This is a genomic window from Glycomyces artemisiae, assembly GCF_003002955.1.
Lineage (GTDB): Bacteria > Actinomycetota > Actinomycetes > Mycobacteriales > Micromonosporaceae > Glycomyces > Glycomyces artemisiae.
On sequence record NZ_PVTJ01000006.1, the window covers coordinates 330555 to 347158 of the forward strand.

Genomic DNA, 16604 nt, shown 5'->3' on the forward strand with positions numbered 1-16604 from the left:
GATTGGACTGCTACGAGCTTAACGGGGCGCGCGGCGGGACGCGAAAACAGGACGGCCGCCCCGTGGCGGGGGCGGCCGTCCTCAGCGGTGTGAAGAAGCCTTGCTAGGCGTTGACCTTCTCGGGCTCGCCCGCGGCGACGGGCGCGTCGACGCTGGTGTTGCCGTTGACGGGCAGGTCGTAGCCCGCCTCGCCGTGCTGCGCGGCGTCGATGCCCGCGAGCTCCTCCTCCTCGGAGATCCGGATGCCCATGGTGAACTTCAGGATCAGGCCGATGAGGAAGGCGACCACGGCCGAGTAGACCAGGACCACGCCGGTGGCCGCGGCCTGCTTGCCGAGCAGTTCGAAGCCGCCGCCGTAGAAGAGGCCGTCGACGCCGAGGGCGTTGGACTCGGCGAAGGTGAACAGGCCGAGGGAGACCGAGCCCCAGAAGCCGGCGACCATGTGCAGGCCGACCACGTCGAGCGCGTCGTCGAAGCCGAACTTGTGCTTCAGGCCGATGGCGAAGGGGCAGATGATCCCGGCCACGGCGCCGATGGCGATCGCGCCGAGCGGGGTCACGTAGCCCGCGGCCGGGGTGATGGCGACCAGCCCTGCGACGACGCCGGAGCAGCCGCCGATGATCGAGGGCTTGATGCCGCGGAGGCGGTCGATCAGGAGCCAGGCGAGGACCGCGGCGGCGGTGGCGACCTGGGTGTTCAGGAAGGCGAGGCCCGCGAAGCCGTCGGCGGCGAAGGCCGAGCCCGCGTTGAAGCCGAACCAGCCGAACCACAGCAGGCCCGCGCCGAGGAGGACGAGCGGCAGGTTGTGCGGCGCGAAGTTGCCGTCCTTCCAGCCGATGCGGCGGCCGACCACGATCGCCAGGCCGAGCGCGGCGGCGCCGGCGTTGACGTGGACCGCGGTCCCGCCGGCGAAGTCGAGCACGCCCCAGTCCTCGATCCAGCCGCCGCCCCAGACCCAGTACGCGACCGGGCAGTAGACGACGATGACCCAGACGGTGGCGAAGACGACCCACGCGGAGAACTTCATGCGGTCGGCGACGGCGCCCGCGATGAGGGCGACGGTGATGATCGCGAACATCATGCCGAAGGCGGTCCACACGGCGTTCGGGACGCCGCTCAGACCGGCCTCGCCGAGGACCTCGATCGCGTGGCGGGAGCCGAACAGCGAGGTGAAGTCGCCGATGAGGGGGTTGTCGCCGGAGCCGTCCCCGATGGCGAGCGACTCGCCGACGAGGACCCAGACGACGCTGACGAGGCCGATGGCCACGAGGCACTTCATCATCATGTTGATGACGCTCTTGGCGCGGGTGAGCCCGCCGTAGAACAGGGCGAGCGCCGGAGTCATGAGCAGGACAAGGGCGGCTGAGGTAAGAATCCAGGCTGTGTTGCCGGTGTCGAGACCCTCCATGGGCGTGCCGCCTCCTCTCTCCGAAGATAGGTAGTAACTGCTTGCAAAGGGCTTTAGAGTCGTCCGGCGTCGAGGGGAGCGACGGTGCTCGGGAGCGGTTGTCACGCGCCGGCCTTGCGACCGGCGCGTGACGCTCCTACCTACCGGAGTGAAGCCAGCTTCACTGCGACGTGTTACGCGACCCGGGCCTGCGTGTTAAGAAGCTGTCGCCAAAGATTTCGAGTGTGTGAACTCACCCTCACAGAGGGCCGTTTCGGCGTTGCCAGCGTCGCGGGTGGGGTCGATGCGGCATTTGAACGCATTGACGGGCCCGAATGAACCGTGACTTCGGCATGACCGCTCCGTTACGGAACTGTGCTCTAATGGCTGTGGATCGACAGATAGGTGAACGTTCACAGCGGGCGGCGTATCGTCGTAGGGGACCGGGGTGCCGCGGGCGCCCCGGAAGGCGTGCGCGCGAACGAAACATGGAAAGCGACGGCAGCGATGGCGCAACCGAAGAAGGCAGCCAGTATCTGGGACGTGGCGCGGCTGGCCGGCGTCTCGCACCAGACCGTCTCCCGGGTCGTCAACGGCTCCCCCAGGGTCGCGGCCGCGACCCGCGACAAGGTCCTGGAGGCCATCGCGGAGCTGGGCTACCGGCCCAACCGGCTGGCGCGGAGCCTCGCGGGCGGGGCGGCCGAGTCGGTCACCGTCCTCACCGCCGACACCTCCCTCTACGGGCCCGAGGCGGCGCTGCGCGGGATCGAGAAGGCCGCGCGGGCCCTCGACTGGAGCGTGCAGATCTCGGTCCTCGACCCCGCCGACACGCACTCGGACGCGGACATCATCGCGCGCCTGCCGCGCGCGGGCGAGCCCACGATCATCATGGCGCACGACGAACCCGGCATGCGCGCCAAGCAGGTCCTGCTCGACCAGCAGCCGCACGCGATGGTCGCGATCGGACCGTACACCGCCGAGGAGCTCGCGGCCTCGCCGTGGCTGGTCGGCATGGACGACGGCAAGGCCGCCGCCGAGGCCACCAGGTACCTCCTGGACCTGGGCCACGCCACCGTCCACCACCTGGCGATCCCCACCTCGACCGCGACGTTCGGCGGCGGGAAGGCGCACCGGGCCGAGGGCTGGGCGCGGGTCCTGCGCGAGGCCGGGCGGGAGGTGCCCGAGCCGGTGCCGTCGGGGTGGACGATCGCCGAGGCGTTCAAGGCGGTGCAGCCGCTCGTGGCCGACCCGTCGGTCACCGCGATCCTGTGCGGCAACGACCACCTGGCGCTGGCGACGATGCGCGCCGCGCACCTGGCGGGCCGCTCGGTCCCCGGGGACCTGTCGGTGGTGGGCTTCGACAACACCCCGTTCTCGGCGTACACGACCCCCGCGCTGACCACCGTCAACCAGGACTTCGAGAGCGTCGGCCGCGGCGCGTTCGAGCTGCTGCGCCACCGCGTGGACGGCTCGATCCCGCGGCCCGTGCCGGGCTGGCCCGAGCCCGAGCTGATCGTCCGCGAGACCTCGGGGCCGCCCTCCTCCTGACCTCGTGGAGGCGCGACCCGCCGAACCCCGAAAGGCCCAGCTGATGAACCCCGTCCCCTCCGATCCGCCGGCGGGGCCGCCCGGCCCTGTGGCGCCGGCGGCCGTGCTCGCCGCGGACTTCGCCTCCCCCACCGGCCCGGTCCTGCACGGCGCCACCGGGTCCCTGTACGGCGTGGCCGAGGACGGCGTGCCCGGCGACGAGCTGCTGGACGCGCTGGACCTGACGACGCTCGCGGCGGGGCCCGACGGGGGCGCGCGGCACCCGGGCGGGGACGCGTCGGGCGCGGTGGCGGTGCTGCGGCGCAACGGGAGGCCGCGCGGGACGGCGGGGGTCGTGTTCGTGTACCTCCAGGACCTGTTCGCGTCCTGGCCCTACGAGGACGTCGGGATCGACGTGTACCACGAGCGGCTGTGCGCGGTCGTGCCGCCGATGCTCACGGAGGCCAACGCGGGGCGGCTGGTGCTCGTGCCGTTCAACGAGCCGGACTGGATCTGGTACGCGCTCAAGGAGAACGACCCGGCCCGGTTCGACCGGTTCATGGCGGACTGGACCACGACGGTGCGGCTGCTGCGGCGGGTCGCGCCGGGCGTGCCGCTGGCGGGCCCGAACGAGGGCTACTTCCACCGGGAGTTCCTGCGGCACTTCCTGCGCCGCGCCCGCGACACCGGGACGCTCCCGGAGTGGACGGCCTGGCACGAGCTGTCGCCGAAGTCCCTGGCGGACTTCAGGAGCCATCACGCCGAGTACCGGGACCTGGAGCACGAGCTCGGGATCGACCCGCGGCCGGTGAACATCGACGAGTACGCGAACAACCGGGACCTGTCGGTGCCGGGGCAGCTGGTGCAGTGGGCGGCGCTGTTCGAGGACGCGAAGGTCCACGCGGACATGGCGTTCTGGACCGCCGCGGGCGGCTACTCGGGCGCGGCCCCGCAGACGAACGTTCCGAGCGGCGCGTGGTGGCTGCTCAAGGCGTACTCGGGGATGACCGGCACCACGGTGCGCGTGACGCCGCCGCGGCCGGACACGCCGGACACGTTGCAGGGCATCGCGAGCCTGGACGCGGAGCGGTGCACGGCGCAGGTCCTGGCGGGCGGGTGCGCCGGGGACTTCACGGTCGCGGTGCGGGGCCTGGACGCCGACGCGTGGGGGCCGGCGGTGACGGCGACGGTGCACCGGATCGACTGGACCGGGTACGAGGGCGCGGCGGGCCCGCCGGTGGCGCTGAGCCGGGTCACGGGACCACCGGGCGGCTTCGATATCGATGTGCCGCAGGCGGACCGGATGGCCGCGTACTGGATCACGCTGGTGCCGGGGGAGGCCGGACCGGTGCCGCGAGCGCCGTGGCGCGGCACGTGGGAGGCCGAGCAGGCGCGGATCACCTCCGGCGAGGTGGCGCGGCAGGGGCATCCCGGGGAGGGCGACGGGTTCGCCGCATCGGGCGAGTACGACGTGAGCGGCCTGAACATGAACGACTCGGCCGTGACGTTCTCGGTCGAGGTCCCCGCGGAGGGCCTGTACGACCTCGCGGTGTTCTACTCCCACATGTACGGGCGCGGCGCCGAGGCGACCGAGCCGCAGCCCGCGCAGCAGGTCCTGGCCGTCAACGGCGCGGAGCGGTTCGTGGAGTACCCCTCGACGATGAACTGGCAGCACCGGTCGGTCGTGCACGTGCCGGTGGCGCTGCACGAGGGCGGGAACACGATCGAGCTGTCGAAGTCGGGGGCGATCGGCACGGCCCGCGGCGAGGTCGCGCTCGACAAGATCGACCTGACGGAGCGGCTCCCGGCGCGCTGCTCCTACGACGGGGCGTTCGCGCGGTACGAAGCGGGGAGCGACGAGCCGGTGTTCGACGTGTACGCCGCCGAGGACCGGTACCACCGGTTCGCGGGGGCCGCGCGCGGCGTGCTCCTGGGGCCGCAGAACCAGTGCGTGCCAGTGGATCTGACGCGGCCGGTGTTCCTGCATGCGGGGATCAACCGGCTCCGGGCCGCGGCCGCGCGCCTCGACGTCGAGCCCGCGGAGGGGCCCGCGCCGATCGACGTGGACGCGGCCGACGCGGTCCGCTCGGGCGGGTCGTGCCTGATCGTCAACGACTTCGCGCACCGCGGGCACGTGATCGGCTGGAACGGGCGCGGCGCGGGCGCGGCGATCGCGTTCGAGGCCGCCGCGGGGCCGCACGCGCTGCTCGTGTCGTACGCGAACGGCGAGCGCGCCGAGGGCCGCCAGTCCGGGGCCGACATCGTGACGCGCCACTGCGACCTCGTCGTCAACGGCAAGCCCGCCGGGCGGTACCCGATGCGCGGCACGTGGACGTGGAACGACTTCTGGACGTACCCGGTGATCGTCGACCTCGCGGAGGGGCGCAACACGATCGCGTTCGGCAACGAGCACGGCCCGACCGCCGAGTTCGAGCGCTTCCGCATCGCGCCGCTCAATCCCTGACATGGCTGTCCCGTATCCGACAGTTCGAGGAGTTCTCGTCACCTTCCGGTTTCCCGATCGTTGGACCCTCGCGGGACGGTGGCGAACGCCGCCGGGTTGTCAGATACTGGTGACGACCCGGCCGTCCCGATTCGAACCAGCAATCGAGACGCTAGGAATGGAGGTCACACATGGGAGGTCTCGCAATGGCCGCAACCGAACCACTCGCGGACGCAGAACCCGCCGGATCGGACGAGCTCTGGAAGGCGTGGGAAACCCTCGACGTGCCGCCCGGGTTCCGCGCGGAGATCATTCGAGGAGACATCGTCTTGTCGCCGTCCCCGACCAACAGGCACAGCCTGATCTGTACCGAGATCATGCGACAGTTGTGGCCCCTCGCCGACGAGCGCGACTGGCGCTTGGCGAATGAGCTCGGTGTACGGATCGAGTCCACGGGAGAGGTACTGATACCCGATCTGATGGCACTGCCGGTCGCGGTGCTCACCGATGGCGAGGAAACAAGCGCCATCGATTCACCGGAGCTGCTCCTCGCTGTGGAGGTCACCTCGGATTCATCGGTCAGCAGAGACCGGGAGACCAAGCTTTGGAGCTATGCCGCAGGACTCGTCCCCGTCTACATGATGGTCGACAGGCACGACCGTAATGGGACTGTGCGAGTGTTCAGCGAACCGAGCGGAGAGGGCCGGTACCAGCACTACGACTTGTTCGACTTCGGCAAACCGGTGCGGTTGCCCGAGCCGTTCAACGTCGAGATCGACACCAGTCTGTTCGCACCGAGGACTCGAAGGGCCTGAGCCGGGTCTTCAATGAAGCCGCGCTATCCGGTACGGTCCTTCGGCGGGGTGAAGATCCCCGGGTCGCCGGACAGGCGCATGGCGCCGTAGCCGAGCCGGTCGACGTTCAGGTCGCCGCCGATGGTGATGTCGCCCATGGCTGTTCTGCCTCTCTCGGTGCGCCGCGGGCCTGGTGCGCCGCGGCACGGTCGCATGCCGGGTCCAACCGCCGCGGGCGCCCGCGTGTTCCCGCACGGGTGATATCGCATCGGTCACAGCGACACCGCGGGCCACGGTCGCGGCCGGGGCCGGGACGGATGCGAGGATCGGGGCATGATCAAAGGTTTCAAAGAGTTCCTGATGCGCGGCAATGTGATCGAACTGGCCGTCGCGGTGGTCATGGGCGCGGCGATGACGGCGCTCGTCGGCTCGTTCGGCGAGGCGTTCCTCAACCCGCTCATCAAGCTCGTCACCGGCGGCGGCGAGGTCGGCGGCAGCTTCACCGTCAACGGCGTCGAGTTCCCGTACGGGGTGTTCGTCAACGGCATCCTCGTGTTCTTCCTGACCGCGGTGGCCGTGTACTTCGTGGTCGTGTACCCGATGAACAGGCTCATGGAGCGGTTCGGCCCCAAGAACGAGCTGTCCGAGGAGCTGGAGGCCGCCGAGGTCGTGCTGCTCCAGGAGATCCGCGACCTGCTGGCCGAGCAGCGCCAGCGCTGAGCGTCCGTCCCGCCCGTTTCAGGGGCGGCGGCGCCGGGCAACCCCCCGGTGGCGCCGCCCCTTGCCAGTGCCGCACCGGCCTGGGACGCTGGACCCCACCGACCGCGACGGGAGGGCACGCGATGCCGACCTCGATTCCACTGGGCGCCCCGATCTGGGCCGACGCCGTGACCCCGGACCTGGCGGGGGACGTGGACTTCTACATGCGGCTGTTCAACTGGGCCGCGTTCGACTCGGGCGAGCAGTTCGGGCACTACACGGAGCTGTGCCTGGGATCGACCGTGGCGGAGGCGCGGGCCGTGGGCGGGATCGCCGAGGCCGCGTCGGGCGCCAAGGGCTCGGCGTGGGGCGTGGCGTTCCACGTCGGGGACTGCGTGCGGGCGGCGGCGGAGGCCGAGAAGCTGGGCGCGCAGATCACGAGCAACCCGATCCGGGTGGGCGACGATCTGGTGTACGCGGCGCTGAAGGACCCGGACGGGGGCGCGTTCGGGCTGTTCGAGCCGTTGAGCGAGAAGGTCGGGTTCACGGCCCGGAACGAGCCGGGCGCGATCGTGTGGTTCGAGTACGTGTACGACGGCGCGCCCGTGGAGGCCATGCAGTTCTACGCGGAGCTGCTGAACTGGTCGCTGCACGCGCCGGACGGGTCGGAGCCGGGGCACGACGCGCCGTACGTGGGCCTGCGGACCCGCGAGGGGCACGCGCTGACACGGTCCGAGGAGTTCGGCGGGGCGCGGATGGCGCTGGGCCCGGAGCTGGACATGACGCCGCACTGGACGGTGTGCTTCGGGACGGCGTCGGTGGACCTGACGGCGGCGAAGGCCGTGGACCTGGGCGGGGCGGTCGCGGTGGCGCCGGTGGACGATCCGGGCGGGCGGATGGCGGTGCTGGCGTCGCCCACGGGGGCGTACTTCACCGTGATGTCGCCGCGGGAGTAGCCGAATCGCGCTCGCGTGTCGGTCCTCCGTGCGACGGTGGGACGGTCACGACGTCTCTGCGAAGGAGCAGCGCACGATGCCATCGATCCCGCTCGGAGCCCCGATCTGGTCGGACTCCCTGACCGCCGACCTGGCGGGCGACACCGCGTTCTACGAGGGCCTGTTCGGGTGGTCGTCGGAGAACGCCGGCCCGGAGTACGGCGACTACACCACGTTCTCCCTGCCGGGCGCCGAGCCGCGCCCGGTCATGGGGATCATGCCGTGCCCGCCGGGCATGTCGCCGTCGCGCACCTGGAACCTCCAGTTCCGGGTCGCGGACTGCGACGAGGCGGTCGACAAGGCGCGGAGCCTGGGCGCGGCGGTCGACGCCGGGCCCGAGAGCGTCGGCTCGATGCTGCGCTTCGCGATGCTGCGGGACCCGAACGACGCGTCGTTCGGGGTCGTGGAGGCCCTGGACCCGACCACCGGGTTCGGCGTGTGGGGCGAGGTGAACTCGATCGCGTGGGCCGAGTACCACTACGACGGGGCGCCCGCGGACGCGATGCGGTTCTACGTGGACCTGCTCGCCTGGGACGCGGTGACGCCGCCGTGGGAGGACCCGGCGAACCCGACGCCGTACACGGCGCTGTCCGCGCGCGGGGACGCGAAGGAGTTCGGCGGCTGCCACGCGGCCGACGGGTTCGAGAAGTCGATGCCGCCGCAGTGGAGCGTCATGGTCGCGGTCGTGGACGCGGACGCCTTGTGCGCCAAGGCGGCCGAGCTCGGCGGCTCGGTCGCGGCCGAGCCGATGGACGTGCCGGGCCTGCGCGTCGCGGGCATCGCGACGCCGAGCGGCACGGTCGTGGGGGTCCATTCCCCGCGGTCCTGGGTGTAGGCGGATCCGCCCTGGCGGCGGCGGGTTAGGTTCGGCGGATGACCCCTTGGAAGATCTTCGCCGTCTGGTTCGCCGCCGTAGCGGTCGGCACGATGCTGGTGGCGCTGCCCGATTCGGATGGACCGGTGGTGCGGATCAGCGACATGCACGGACCCGGGCCCCTGGACCTGGCCGGGATCGGACTGATCGCGGTCGGCTCGGTCGTCCTGTGGGCGTGGCTGATCCGGCGCGCGCGGCCGATCACCGCGCGGCTCGGCGGGGCCGGGACGGCGTGGCTGGCCGCGGTGTTCGCGGCGTCGCTGGCGGTCGTGGCGTGGTCGGTCCTGACGGATTCGGGCTGGTGGTGGGCGGTCGGCGCGGGCGCGGCGACCGCGGTACAGCTCATCGCGCTTGGCGCCAGCGGGGACCGCGTCGGCGTCTGACCCGCGGCGGGCCGTCCCGGTCGTGCAGAGGCGCCGCTACGACGACGGAGCAACCTGCGACGATCCGCGTGAATCCGTTGGCGTGTCGCGTTCAGCCGCGGCGCGTGCGGCGCGGGAGGGCGAGGGCGGCCGTGACGGCGAGGGTCGTCGCGATCATGGCCGCTGCGGGGGCGAGGGCGGCGAGGGGCGCGCGTTCGAGGTAGGGCAGGGAGCGGGCGAGGCTGGCGCCCCATTCGGGCGAGTCGGGGCCCGCGCCGAGGCCGAGGAAGCCGAGCGAGGCGATGCCGAGTGCCATGCCGGGCAGGCGGAGTCCGGCGTGGGAGGCGAGGGGCCCGGCGACGAGCGGGAGGGTGTGGCGGCGCAGCATCCACCCGGGCCCGGCGCCGAGGGCGAGGCGGGCTTCGCGGTGCCCGGCGGCGCGGGCCTGCGCGGTGAGGGAGGCGGCGTGGGCGGCGAGCGGGGGCCAGGAGACGGCGACGACCGCGAGGACCGCGCCGGTCTGGCCGCGGCCGAGGATGACGACGATGATGATCCCGGCGATGGCGATGGGGAACGAGTTGCAGGCTTCGGCGAGCGGGTGCGCCAGGCGCGGCGCGAAGCCGAGGACCAGCGCGATCCCGTAGGAGAGCACGCATGCGGCGACTGCCGCACCTACCGTCCACAGTGTCCCTTGGCCGAGGCGGGCGAGGACGTCGCGGCCGAGTTCGTCGGTGCCGAGCCAGTGCGCGGCCGACGGCGCGGCCAGGCGCCCGTCGGTGGCGATGTCCCCGGTCCGCGCGAGCCCGTAGGCGACGGCCGCCAGCAGCGGGGTTGCGGTGCAGGCGATCCAGGCGAGGGCGGTGCGACGCGGGCCGGTGGCGGGCGGGGCCGCGGGGGCGGCGGTGCCGTCGGGTCCGGCGAGGCGGTTCGCGGCGAGGCGCGCGAGGAGCCCGGCGGTGAAGCCGAGGCCCACGAGCAGGAGCAGGCAGGCCTGGAGGACGGGGAGGTCCTGGGCGTCGGCGGCGGCGAGGGCGGTGCGGCCGAGGCCGGGGACGGCGAAGACGGTCTCGACGGCGACGGCCGCGCCGGTGATGGAGACGGCGATGATCGCGAGCTGCGGGAGCAGCGGCGGGAGGGCGCGGCGCACGAGGCCGCGGACGATGCGGGCGCGGGCGTATCCGGCGGCGCGCCACTGGCGGACCCAGTCCTCGGCGGCCACGGCGCCGAGGGCGTCGCGGCTCAGGCGGGCGAGGACGCCGCCGCCGGACAGGCCCATGGCGAGCGCGGGGAGCACGAGGTGCTCGGGTCCGGTGAAGCCGTACGCGGGGAGGAGGCCGAGCCAGGCGGCGAAGACGGCGACGCCGAGGGCGGCGACGAGGAATTCGGGGAGGGCGGCGAGCCCGGCGACGGCGATGCCGCCGCCGCGGACCGGGCGGCCTGCGGCGGCGCGGGCGAGGGCGGGAAGGGTTGCGGCGCAGGCGATGGCGAGGACGACGGCGAACGCGGCGGCCATGACGGTGAGGGAGGTGCCGAGGGCGGGGAGCACCGAGGCCGCCACGGGTTCGCCCGAGACCCAGGAGGTGCCGAGGTCGCCGCGGGCGAGGCCGGCGAAGCGGTCGCGGAGGATCGCGAGCGGCCCGGTGTCGAGGCCGAGGTCGGCGCGCACGGACGCGAGCGCGGTCTCGGTCGCTTCGCGCCCGGGGTAGCGGGCGCGCAGGACGGTGAGGGCGGGGTCGCGGGCGGCGAGCCACGGCAGGAGGCCGATGGCGGCGAGGACGGCCGCGAGGACCGCGAGCCTGGTGAGCAGGCCGCGCAGGAGCGCCACGGTCAGCCGATCGCGGTGGCCGCGGTGATGATGCGGCGCTCGCGCGGGTCGGCGGCGACGTCGGTGACGCCTTGGGCGACACCGGTGACGAGCCGTTCGTGGGCGACGGGCACGACGGCCGCGGTCGCGAGGACGACGGCTTCGGCGTCGAGGACGGCGGCCTGGCGCAGCGCGGCGGCCTCGGCGGGGTCGTCGGTCCCGTCGGCGGCCGTGGCGACGGCGGCCACGGCGGCGTCCACGTCGGGGTCGGCGAGTTGGGAGGTGTTGAAGCCGCCGGCGCTGGTGAAGTCGGAGTCGAGGTAGGTGTAGGCGTCGCCGGAGTCCTGGACGACGGAGCGGGACATGAGGAACGCGTCGAAGACCCCGGCGAGCATGTCGGGTTCGATGTCGTTGTACTCGCGGACCTCGGTGGTGACGGCGAATCCGGCGGCTTCGAGCTGGGCGGCGATGACGGTGAGGGCCTCGGGGAGTTCGGCGCGGTTGGAGTAGGTGGCGAGCGCGAGGGTCGCGCCGTCCGGGGCGGCGGCCTCGGGGAGGGTGTAGGGGCGGTGGTCGGCGGCCCAGGCGAGGGCGGGGCCGAAGAGGCCCTCGGGGGCGTCGGCGCGGCCTTCGTAGATGTCGTCGACGACCGGGCCCGGGTCGACGGCCGCGGCGACGGCGGCGCGCAGGGCCGGGTCGGCGAGCGGGCCGGTGCCGGTGTTCAGGTAGAGGCTGACGGTGCGGCCGGTGGGGGCGTCCTGGAGGTTCGCCTCATCGAGGGTCGCGATCTGCGCGTAGGGGACCGCTTCGATGACGTGCGCTTCGCCGGAGCGGAGCGCGGCGGCGCGGGTGGCGGCGTCGGGCACGTAGTCGGCGCGGTAGCCGTCCATGGCGGCGGGTTCGCCCCAGTAGTCGTCGTGGCGCGTCAGTTCGACGCCGGTGGTCGTGGACTCGGTGATGGCGTAGGGGCCGGTCGCGAAGCCGACGGGGTCGACGGTGTCGCCGGAGTAGGCGCCGGGGGCGAGGATCGCGAGCTGGGGGCTCGAAAGCCGCTGCGGGAGCACCGGATCGGGTTCGGTCGTGGTGAGGCGCAGGGTGAGGTCGCCGGTGGCTTCGGCGGCGAGGCCGAGGCCGTCCACGACGCGGGGCGGGGCCGCGGCGGTGGCGGCGGCGTTCAGCGCGGCGGCGGCCGCGGCGGCGTCGAGGGCGGTGCCGTCGTGGAAGCGCACGCCGTCGCGGAGCGCGAGGTCCCATGAGCCGTCGGGGTTCCGGGTCCATTCGGTGGCGAGGAGCGCCACGGGCAGGCCGTCGTCGTCGAGGCCCAGGAGGGTCTCGGCGACGGCCCAGCGGGCGAGGAGGAACGCGTCCTCGGAGTGCGGGGAGAGCCCGGCGGCGGGGGTGAGGGCGTTGGCCAGGACGAGCCGCGCGCTCCCCTCGTCGTCGGCGGCGAAGCATCCGGCGGCCGCGAGCGCCAGGGGCGCGGAGGCGGCGAGGAGGGTGCGCCGGGAGAGGGCGGTCCTGGGCATCGAGTGGGCCTCGTCTCTTCTCGCGAACTTCTTCTTATTGCAAATCGGGTGCAATAATGGCACACATGTCGAGTACCGCCACCGCAGACCAGCTCAGGGGACTATCGGGATACGTTGTGCGCCAAGCGGAACCGGGCGACATCGCAGGTGCCCGCTCCGTGATGCTCGACACGGTCTACCGGGACTTCGGGCACGGCTACCTGCCGCGCTGGCACTCCGACATCATCGACCTCGACTCGTTCTACCTGGCGCCCGAGGACAACACCCTGTTCGTCGCCGAACGCGACGGCGCCGTCGTCGCCACCGCGGGCGTGCGCGGGCAGACCCCGGTCTCGCCGCCGCATCCGGCGCTGGTCGCCGCGGCCTTCGAGGAGGGCCGCACCGCGAGCCTCTACCGCGTGTACGTGCGGCCCGAGCACCGCAGGAGGGGCCTCGCGGGCGCACTCGTCGACGCGTGCCTCGGCTTCATCGCCTCCCGCGACCGGTACACGGGCGTGTACCTCCACACCGACGCGCGCACGCCCGGCGCCGTCGAGTTCTGGTCCGGGCGCGGCGACGTCCTCTTCGACGAGCGCAGCGCCGTCAACGAGCACCGCCGCACTGACGAGCCCTTCGAGACCGTGCACTTCCGGCTCCGCATCCCCCGCTAGTCCGCGTACGGCAGCCCCGTGTAGTTCTCCGCCAGCGCCGTCGCCTGCGCCCGCGAGCCCGCCACGTACGCCAGGTGCGCCTGCTGGAGCCGCCGGTCGTACGGGTCGCCCTCGAAGCGGTGCAGCAGGGTCGTCATCCACCACGAGAAGTGCTGCGCCCGCCAGACCCGGCTGAGGCAGGCCGCCGAGTACGCGTCGAGCAGCGCCTCGCTCCCGGTCCGGTAGTACTCCCCCAGCGCGCGGGCGAGCACCCGCACGTCCGCGACGGCGAGGTTCAGTCCCTTTGCGCCCGTGGGCGGCACGATGTGCGCGGCGTCCCCGGCGAGGAACAGCCGCCCGAACCGCATCGGCTCGGCCACGAACGACCGCATCGCGGCCACGTCGACCTGCGTGATCGGCCCGGTCGCGAGCGTGAAGCCCGGGACGGTCTCGTGGCGGGCCTTCAGCTCGGCCCAGATCGCCTCATGGGTCCAGTCCTCGGGGCGGGTGTCGGGCGGCACCTGGAGGTAGAAGCGGCTCACCGAGTCGGACCGCATGGAGTGCAGGGAGAACCCGCGCTCCGACGCCGAGTAGATCAGCTCCGGCGCGGACGGCGCGACGTCGGCGAGGATGCCCAGCCACGCGAACGGGTACGTCTTCTCGTACACCGCGAGGTCCGCGGCGGGCACGGATTCCCTTGAGACGCCGTGGAACCCGTCGCACCCGGCGATGAAGTCGCAGTCCAGACGTTCGGTCCCGAACGTCAGGTACGGATCGGCGAGGCTCCCGACCGCGACGTCCTCCACCTCGAACCGGAGGTCCACGCCGTTCGCGAGGTTCGCCGCGATGAGGTCCTTCACGACCTCCTGCTGCCCGTACACGGTGATCGCACGGCCGGGCACGAGCTCCTCGAAGGCGATCCGGTGGCCCTCGCCGCCGAACCGCAGCTCGATCCCGTGGTGCACCTGCCCCTCGGCGCGCATCCGCTCCCCCACGCCCGCTTCGGCGAGCGTGTCGGCCGTCCCCTGTTCGAGCACGCCCGCGCGCACCCGCGACTCGCAATGGGCGCGAGAGCGCCGCTCCAGCACCACCACGTCGATCCCCTTGGACGACAAGAGGTGCGCGAGGAGCAGCCCGGCGGGTCCGGCCCCGATGATCCCCACACGCGTCTTCACGTCTCGCCCCGCTTCGCCGCCTGGATCTCGGCCCACACCTGCCCGCGGAGCTTCGCGAACGCCGGGCTCGACCGGGTCTCCAGCTGGTCCCGCTCGGGGCCGAGGCCGATGTGGACCTCGGCGCGCAGGGTCGTCGGCGGCGAGGAGAGGACGAGCACGCGCTGGCCGAGGTACACGGATTCGTCGATGTCGTGGGTGATGAACACGACGGTGATGCCGAGCCGGGCCCACAGGTCGCGGATGAGGTCTTCGAGGTCGGCGCGGGTCTGGGCGTCGACGGCGGCGAACGGCTCGTCCATGAGCAGGAGGCGGGGCCGGAACGCGATGGCGCGGGCGATGGCGACGCGCTGCTGCATGCCGCCCGACAACTGCCAGGGCCAGACCCGTTCCTTCCCTTCGAGGTCGACGAGGCGCAGGGCTTCGGCGACGCGCTCGCGCCGCTGCGCGCGGGTGAGGCCGAGGCGCTTGAGCGGCAGCTCCACGTTGGCGCCCACGCGCATCCACGGGAAGAGGCTGCGGCCGTACTCCTGGAACACGACCGCGGTGTCCTCGGGCGGGCCGTCGACTTCGCGGCCGTCCACGAGGGCGGCGCCGCGGGTGGGGGCGAGGAGCCCGGCGCACATGCGCAGCAGCGTGGTCTTGCCGCAGCCGGAGGGCCCGACCACGCAGACCAGTTCTCCTTCGGCCACTTGGAAGGTGAGGGCGTCGATGGCAGTGTGGACCTCGCCGTCGACGCGGTAGTCCCTGCCGATCCCGGCGACTTCGAGCACTCAGGCCTCCTCGGTGCGTTGGCGGTGGTACCAGTGCAGGACCGCGCGGTCGACACATGCGAAGACGGCGGCGAGGGCCGCGCCGAGGCAGCCGAGGAGCAGGATGCCGCTCCACATCGCGGGGATCGCGTAGCTGCGCTGGAACTGGACGATCGCGAAGCCGAGCCCCGACTGGGCGGCGAACATCTCGGAGATGACCATGAGGATCACGCCGATCGCGAGCGCCTGCCGCATCCCCGTGACGATCCGCGGGCTCGCCCCGGGCAGGACGATCGCCGTCAGGGTCCTGAAGCGCCCCAGGCGGTATGCGGCGGCCGTGTCGAGCTGCACCGGATCCACCGAGCGGACCCCGGCGACGGTGTTGAGCAGGATCGGCCACAGGCACCCGGAGATGATCACGGCCACTTTCATGCCGTCGCCGATGCCCGCGAACAGCATGATGACGGGCACGAGCACCGGCGGCGGCACGGCCCGCGCGAACTCCAGGACCGGTTCGGTCGCATGGAACAGCCACCTGACGCGCCCGATGAGCAGCCCGAGCGCGACCCCGGCGGCGCACGACGCGGCGTACCCGGCGCCGAGGCGGGCGACGCTGGGCAGCACGTCCTCGCGCCAGCGCTCGGCGGTCCACGTCTCGCCGAACTCGGCGACGATCTCGCTGAGCGGGGGGAAGTAGAAGCTCGTGGACCCCGCGGAAGCGAACCACCAGAGCGCGAACAGCACTGAAGGCAGCCCGAGGACCAAGAGCGCCTTGCGAACGAGGACGATCACCGGGCCTCACCCCGCACGGACGGATGCCAGGCGAGCACCTCGCGTTCGAGGGCGCGGACGCCGAGGTTGACGGCGACGCCGAGGGCCCCGGCGACGAGGATGAGCGCGTACATGCGCTCGGCGGCGCCGGAGGTCTGGGCGACGGCGATCTCGTGGCCGAGGCCGGGCGAGCCGATGACGAGCTCGGCGGTGACGGCGAGGACGAGCGCGACCGTGGCGGCCAGGCGCACCCCGGTCATGAGGTACGGCAGGGCGGTCGGCCAGGCGAGGTGCGCGAGGCGCTGCCACTTGGTGAGCCGCAGGCTCTTCGCGGTGTCGGCGGCGACGGGGTCGACGTCCCGGACCCCGGCTAGCACTTGGACGAGGACCTGCCAGAACGCGGCGTAGACGACGAGCAGCAGCGTCGAGGGCAGGCGGGTCCCGAACAGCAGGACCGCCAAGGGCACCAGGGCGACCGAGGGGATCGGGCGCAGGAACTCGATGGTGGAGGCGGTCGCGGCCCGCACCGGCGGGAGCGACCCGATGAGGATGCCGAGCGCGGCCCCGGCGGCGACGGCGATGGCGAGCCCTGCGGCCCAGGCGGTCATGGTGTCGGCGAGCGCCCGCCAGAACTCGGCGCGCGCGAGGTCGTCGGCGAGCGCGGCGAGCACCGCGCTCGTGGTCGGGAAGTACCTGGGGTTCACCAGCGGCGTCAGCGGGAGCACCTGCCCCGCGAGCAGCGCCGCGGCGACCCCGGCCGCACCGAGGAGCAGCGGTGGGACTGGACGCGGCCGGGGTCTGTTCGAGCGTGGCTGGTGGGAGTGGGTTCGCTTGCCGCTCATGGCGTTGAGGCGGTCTGAACGCTTGGG

15 protein-coding genes are annotated in these 16604 nt (G+C 72.9%); 8 read left to right on the plus strand and 7 right to left on the minus strand.

The annotated features are described in order from the left end of the window. Positions 1-103 precede the first annotated feature (103 nt). Positions 104-1408: an ammonium transporter gene (locus tag B0I28_RS17255; protein WP_106365069.1), complete on the minus strand. Its 1305-nt coding sequence runs from the start codon at positions 1406-1408 to the stop codon at positions 104-106. Positions 1409-1930: 522 nt separating this feature from the next. Between B0I28_RS17255 and B0I28_RS17260 the strand changes: the two genes are divergently transcribed. The 7 genes from B0I28_RS17260 to B0I28_RS17295 all read left to right on the plus strand — a co-directional run bounded on the left by B0I28_RS17260 (position 1931) and on the right by B0I28_RS17295 (position 9102). Beyond that, positions 1931-2935: a LacI family DNA-binding transcriptional regulator gene (locus tag B0I28_RS17260; RefSeq protein ID WP_219926819.1), complete on the plus strand. Its 1005-nt coding sequence runs from the start codon at positions 1931-1933 to the stop codon at positions 2933-2935. 43 nt (positions 2936-2978) lie between these two features. Continuing rightward, the gene (locus B0I28_RS17265) at positions 2979-5378 is read left to right on the plus strand and encodes a carbohydrate-binding protein (RefSeq protein ID WP_146148141.1); all 2400 of its coding nucleotides are present in this window, start codon (positions 2979-2981) and stop codon (positions 5376-5378) included. A gap of 185 nt (positions 5379-5563) precedes the next feature. Continuing rightward, entirely contained in the window at positions 5564-6172 is a 609-nt protein-coding gene (locus B0I28_RS17270) for a Uma2 family endonuclease (protein WP_181245827.1), read from the plus strand. A 312-nt stretch (positions 6173-6484) separates the two neighbouring features. After that, positions 6485-6871, plus strand: coding sequence for a large conductance mechanosensitive channel protein MscL (gene mscL / locus B0I28_RS17280; protein ID WP_106365073.1), 387 nt, complete (start codon positions 6485-6487; stop codon positions 6869-6871). 122 nt (positions 6872-6993) lie between these two features. After that, positions 6994-7806: a VOC family protein gene (locus B0I28_RS17285; protein WP_106365074.1), complete on the plus strand. Its 813-nt coding sequence runs from the start codon at positions 6994-6996 to the stop codon at positions 7804-7806. Between the two features lie 76 nt (positions 7807-7882). Next, positions 7883-8680 carry a VOC family protein gene (locus B0I28_RS17290; protein WP_106365075.1) on the plus strand — a complete coding sequence of 266 codons (798 nt, stop codon included), beginning with the start codon at positions 7883-7885 and terminating at the stop codon, positions 8678-8680. A gap of 38 nt (positions 8681-8718) precedes the next feature. Beyond that, a complete protein-coding gene (locus B0I28_RS17295; protein WP_106365076.1) occupies positions 8719-9102 on the plus strand; it encodes a hypothetical protein in 384 nt (127 codons plus the stop codon). Positions 9103-9193: 91 nt separating this feature from the next. Here the strand turns inward: B0I28_RS17295 and B0I28_RS17300 are convergent, their stop codons facing one another. Together B0I28_RS17300 and B0I28_RS17305 are read right to left on the minus strand one after the other, a co-directional pair. Continuing rightward, positions 9194-10906, minus strand: coding sequence for an ABC transporter permease subunit (locus B0I28_RS17300; protein ID WP_106365077.1), 1713 nt, complete (start codon positions 10904-10906; stop codon positions 9194-9196). Between the two features lie 2 nt (positions 10907-10908). Further along, positions 10909-12411 carry an ABC transporter substrate-binding protein gene (locus B0I28_RS17305; RefSeq protein ID WP_106365078.1) on the minus strand — a complete coding sequence of 501 codons (1503 nt, stop codon included), beginning with the start codon at positions 12409-12411 and terminating at the stop codon, positions 10909-10911. Positions 12412-12572: 161 nt separating this feature from the next. Between B0I28_RS17305 and B0I28_RS17310 the strand changes: the two genes are divergently transcribed. Next, positions 12573-13061 (plus strand): GNAT family N-acetyltransferase, encoded by a 489-nt coding sequence (locus B0I28_RS17310; protein WP_245889022.1) that lies wholly within the window; start codon positions 12573-12575, stop codon positions 13059-13061. Here the strand turns inward: B0I28_RS17310 and B0I28_RS17315 are convergent. The 4 genes from B0I28_RS17315 to B0I28_RS17330 are packed head-to-tail and all read right to left on the minus strand — an operon-like array spanning position 13058 to position 16577. After that, positions 13058-14215 carry a 4-hydroxybenzoate 3-monooxygenase gene (locus B0I28_RS17315; RefSeq protein WP_106365080.1) on the minus strand — a complete coding sequence of 386 codons (1158 nt, stop codon included), beginning with the start codon at positions 14213-14215 and terminating at the stop codon, positions 13058-13060. The genes B0I28_RS17310 and B0I28_RS17315 overlap by 4 nt on opposite strands. Then, positions 14212-14985, minus strand: coding sequence for an ABC transporter ATP-binding protein (locus tag B0I28_RS17320; RefSeq protein WP_106365081.1), 774 nt, complete (start codon positions 14983-14985; stop codon positions 14212-14214). The genes B0I28_RS17315 and B0I28_RS17320 overlap by 4 nt, the downstream gene beginning before the upstream one ends. Beyond that, the gene (locus tag B0I28_RS17325; RefSeq protein ID WP_219926821.1) at positions 14986-15756 is read right to left on the minus strand and encodes an ABC transporter permease; all 771 of its coding nucleotides are present in this window, start codon (positions 15754-15756) and stop codon (positions 14986-14988) included. Next, positions 15753-16577 carry an ABC transporter permease gene (locus tag B0I28_RS17330; protein WP_106365082.1) on the minus strand — a complete coding sequence of 275 codons (825 nt, stop codon included), beginning with the start codon at positions 16575-16577 and terminating at the stop codon, positions 15753-15755. Before B0I28_RS17330 ends, B0I28_RS17325 begins: the two co-directional genes overlap by 4 nt. Positions 16578-16604 lie beyond the last annotated feature (27 nt).

Coding starts and splice junctions, on each gene's coding strand:
- B0I28_RS17265 (WP_146148141.1), top strand. CDS start 2,979: ATGAACCCCGTCCCCTCCGATCCGCCGGCGGGGCCGCCCGGCCCTGTG.
- B0I28_RS17330 (WP_106365082.1), bottom strand. CDS start 16,577: ATGAGCGGCAAGCGAACCCACTCCCACCAGCCACGCTCGAACAGACCC.
- B0I28_RS17295 (WP_106365076.1), top strand. CDS start 8,719: ATGACCCCTTGGAAGATCTTCGCCGTCTGGTTCGCCGCCGTAGCGGTC.
- B0I28_RS17290 (WP_106365075.1), top strand. CDS start 7,883: ATGCCATCGATCCCGCTCGGAGCCCCGATCTGGTCGGACTCCCTGACC.
- B0I28_RS17285 (WP_106365074.1), top strand. CDS start 6,994: ATGCCGACCTCGATTCCACTGGGCGCCCCGATCTGGGCCGACGCCGTG.
- mscL (WP_106365073.1), top strand. CDS start 6,485: ATGATCAAAGGTTTCAAAGAGTTCCTGATGCGCGGCAATGTGATCGAA.
- B0I28_RS17270 (WP_181245827.1), top strand. CDS start 5,564: ATGGCCGCAACCGAACCACTCGCGGACGCAGAACCCGCCGGATCGGAC.
- B0I28_RS17255 (WP_106365069.1), bottom strand. CDS start 1,408: ATGGAGGGTCTCGACACCGGCAACACAGCCTGGATTCTTACCTCAGCC.
- B0I28_RS17310 (WP_245889022.1), top strand. CDS start 12,573: ATGCTCGACACGGTCTACCGGGACTTCGGGCACGGCTACCTGCCGCGC.
- B0I28_RS17305 (WP_106365078.1), bottom strand. CDS start 12,411: ATGCCCAGGACCGCCCTCTCCCGGCGCACCCTCCTCGCCGCCTCCGCG.